The sequence below is a fragment of the Moorena sp. SIO4E2 genome, from assembly GCF_010671945.1.
GTDB classification, from domain to species: Bacteria; Cyanobacteriota; Cyanobacteriia; order Cyanobacteriales; family Coleofasciculaceae; genus Moorena; species Moorena producens.
Genome location: NZ_JAAHIE010000638.1, coordinates 1 through 3,742 on the forward strand (window position 1 = coordinate 1; position 3,742 = coordinate 3,742).

At 46.3% G+C, this 3,742-nt stretch carries 3 protein-coding genes; 2 read left to right on the forward strand and 1 reads right to left on the reverse strand.

Annotated elements, in window-relative coordinates:
- Positions 1-132: 132 nt before the first annotated feature.
- Positions 133-1,062 (reverse strand): pentapeptide repeat-containing protein, encoded by a 930-nt coding sequence (locus F6K37_RS34565; RefSeq protein WP_287255336.1) that lies wholly within the window; start codon positions 1,060-1,062, stop codon positions 133-135.
- A gap of 315 nt (positions 1,063-1,377) precedes the next feature.
- Between F6K37_RS34565 and F6K37_RS34570 the strand changes: the two genes are divergently transcribed.
- Together F6K37_RS34570 and F6K37_RS34575 are read left to right on the forward strand one after the other, a co-directional pair.
- Entirely contained in the window at positions 1,378-1,815 is a 438-nt protein-coding gene (locus F6K37_RS34570; protein WP_287255338.1) for a hypothetical protein, read from the forward strand.
- Entirely contained in the window at positions 1,787-3,472 is a 1,686-nt protein-coding gene (locus F6K37_RS34575; RefSeq protein WP_229414506.1) for a purple acid phosphatase family protein, read from the forward strand. Before F6K37_RS34570 ends, F6K37_RS34575 begins: the two co-directional genes overlap by 29 nt.
- Positions 3,473-3,742: the final 270 nt, after the last annotated feature.

The window sequence follows — 3,742 nt, forward strand, 5'->3', positions numbered from 1 at the left end:
GTAGCGCAATCAGTACTTTTGAATAAAATAAGCTGACGGCACCTCAAGTAGCGTGAGCTAAAAGCTGACCGCTGATAGCTGACCGCTGACCGCTGACCGCTGACCGCTGATAGCTGATAGCTTAGGTTGCTGTTACCCACAAGGAACATTCAACGCGCCATTTTTCTTCAGCCATTGGCACTGTTGAGCACTTAAGCCCTTAGCATCAGTAAACACTGCACCTGCTACCTCGCAGTTATAAAAATCAACACCATTCCAAATAGTATTCTCTAAATTAGCGTACTGTAAATCAGCATTTTTAAGATTAATATTAGATAAGCGAGCGCCTTCTAAATTCGCAGAAAATAAAGACGCTTCAGTTAAATCAACATCCTTTAATAAGGCATTTTCCAAACTTGACTCCAGCAACTGAGCACCACGCAAAATCACCTCGGTCAAATCAGCAGCTCTGAGATTAGCAACAATCAGATTAGCAGAGGTTAAATCTGCTCTGACTAAACTAGCACGGCTTAAATTGGCTCGTTCCAAATCAGCACCAACCCACTTAGTATCCATTAAGTTAGCTGCCTCTAAGCTAGCTATATCAAGGCTTGCTCCACTGAAATTAGCCTCAGGGAAATTCACAGCTCCTAAATTCGCCATCTTGAGATTGGCATTGATAAAGGTTATCCCTTTCCCAGTTGCTTCTCTCAAATCAGCCTTTTGCAGCTGAGCTAAGGAAGCCTCAACCCCATCTAGTTTTGCCCCACACAGCTTAGCCTTTGTTGCACAAGCCCCTCGGAGATTCGCCCCCTCCAAACCAGCACGATTCAGTTGAGCTCCTGAAAGTCGGGCATAAACCAGAGTAGCTCCCGATAGGTTTGCCCAGCTGAGATTGGCTTGAGTAAAGTCTGTCTCTTGACAAGACGCTCCCGAGAGATTGGCATTACGTAGGTAAGCATGGGCAAACTGAGCCTGATCCAGATTCAACCCCTGTAAATCAATATGACTCAGCTCGGCTTTCTGTAACGACAGTCCTTGCTTAAGTTGTTTAAGAACTTGATTAGTAGTTAATAATGTCATAGATTTAGTTCTATAAAACCTGTAGTCAGTTAGTTTTGTATCTAATTTAACTTTAATCTGACCTCAAATGTAATTATTGCAAGAATATTTTACATAAATGTTTAGGATCCAAAATATACTTTCCACAAAAACAAATTGAGGGTTTGAGGCACTCGATCAGCTAAAGTATCAGGGAGTCGGGAGTCGGAACCCACCCCTAACCCCTCCCAGGAGGGGAACGGGAGTCGGGAGCGGTGCGACCCGTGGCGAATTTAATTACGGGTCAAGCGCACCGAGGGAGTCGGGAGTCGGGAGTCGGGAGTCGGGGTAAGAAAATTGAATCTACCTCATAAGTATGATCAACATAAGTATGATCAAAGCTATACCAACTTCATCGAAAACTACTTCTTAGTTCTCCCCACACTTCCCCCTCTCCCCACACTTCCCCCTCTCCCCACACTCTTCTCCCGATTCCCGATTCCCGATTCCCGATTCCCGATTCCCGTTCCCCTCCTGGGAGGGGTTAGGGGTGGGTTCCGATTCCCGATTCCCGATTCCCGATTCCCGTTCCCCTCCTGGGAGGGGTTAGGGGTGGGTTCCGATTCCCGATTCCCGATTCCCGATTCCCTGCCCGATAGCTTTCATGGTCAAGTTTTCTATCAGTCGCTTTATCCTCATGGCAGCTATAGTGATCGGTGTAATTGTTCTTGTCCCAACTATCAAGCAAATTACCCAGCAGCGAGCCATGACATCCGCTTACGAATTACTGACTGACCCATTCTTACAATTTCCTACAGAAGATTCCGTGCGGGTGGTTTGGTTTACCGACTTTCCTGGCTCCCGCCACACCGTTACCTACGGCACGACCTCTTACCGTAAGGCCACTGCTACTACTACTAAACTCAGCCGCACTCGGGAAGACCAAAAATCCCGAGTCGGCAACCAGACCGAAGACTCCCAAGTCTACCAGAAGCCAATCATGCGGGATATTTGGCGTCATGAAGCCATCGTAACTGGACTGACTCCTGGTCTTCGTGTTCCCTATCAAGTCACCAGTATCAAGGAGAATGGGCAAGTTGTCAGGAGCAAGCTCTATAGCCTCAGTGCTCTACCAAACCCTGAGACACCCCAGAAAATTCTTCTGACCTCTGACCATCAACTAATGCCGATGACAGCAGCTAATCTCCAGAAGGTGGTAGAAACCGTAGGCCAAATCGATGGGGTGTTTTATGTTGGTGATTTAGTTAATATTCCTGACCGGGCTTCGGAATGGTTTGATGATAACCGGGGTGGTGCCTTTTTCCCCTGTCTTCAGGGTCGAGCCAATTACCAATTGGAAAAGAATGGGGTTCAAACTACCTACCATGGCGGTGAAATTATTCAACATGCCCCGATCTTTCCTGTAGTTGGCAATCATGAAGTGATGGGGCGTTTTTCTATGGAAAAGGATTTGAATAGCCAATTCAATGACCCTTTTCCTCGGGCTGCAGCACAAGCCATCTATCAGCAAAAAGCTGAACAGTTAAATCCAGATAATGACCCTAATTATTACCAAGCTTGGCTAAAAAATAATACCTATAATACTGACACTTATAACGAGATTTTTTACCTACCTAATGGCAAACCTTATTATGCGGTAACCTTTGGTGATATTCGCTTAGTGGTGTTGTACATTACTAATATTTGGCGGACACCTAGCTTAAGTCCTAATGCCAAAGGTAGGTATCAAGAACGGCAACAAGATTTAGACAATCCCATCGCTTGGGGATACGGACAACATATCTTTGAAGCAGTTAGTAAAGGGAGTCCCCAGTACCAATGGCTCCAGGCAGAACTCAATAGCACTGAGTTCCAACAAGCTAAGTATAAAATTGTGATGCTTCACCATCCTCCCCATAGCCTAGGGGACAATATTGTCCCAGCTTATACTGACCCAGTGCAGATCATTGAGCGGGATCGGACGGGTAAGGTGACAGCAGTGCGTTATGAGTACCCCAAAGACCAGGATTATATCATTCGGGATGTGGTGCCATTGTTAGAAGCTGCTGGTGTGCAGTTGGTGTATTATGGGCATTCCCATCTATGGAATCGCTTTGTTGATGGTAATGGCATGCATTTTTTAGAATCCTCCAATGTGGGGAATAGTTATGGTGCTTATGTTGGTCAGAAGAAGCGCCCAGTACCAACTGGTTATAACGAAAACTATTCCGCTACTGGAGACCCAAATGGATTAGAGCCAGTGAGGCCAACCATAGCGCCATTGTTAGGAGACAATAACCAGCCCTTGCCTTATATCGCTAGTAATGACGTGACTGTGTTTAGTATCTTGGATACTGGCACCGGTATAGTAACTAGCTATCGCTTTGATACGCGATCGCCTAATTCAGAGGTGATTAAATTCGATCAGTTTCTGTTAAAGCCAAGGGATTAGGGTGGTCAGAGGGGGGAGTGTGGGAAGTGTGGGGCGGGGGCGCGGGAAGTGTGGGAAGTGTGGGAAGTGTGGGAAGTGTGGGAAGTGTGGTAATAGGGGGGGAATTTTGATTAAAGGTATAGCAGAAGTCAGAAGTCAGAAGTCAGAAGTCAGAAGTCAGAAGTCAGAAGTCAGAAGTCAAACTCTTGCGCTTCTTGATGCAATAGCGAGTGGGGGAAACCCCCAAGACCGCTTAGGTGCGCTTGACCTTGGCGAATTAAATTCGCCACG

What these genes read in the sequence shown, in the direction of transcription:
- F6K37_RS34565 (WP_287255336.1), bottom strand. Translation starts at nt 1,062, where the DNA reads ATGACATTATTAACTACTAATCAAGTTCTTAAACAACTTAAGCAAGGA.
- F6K37_RS34575 (WP_229414506.1), top strand. Translation starts at nt 1,787, where the DNA reads ATGACATCCGCTTACGAATTACTGACTGACCCATTCTTACAATTTCCT.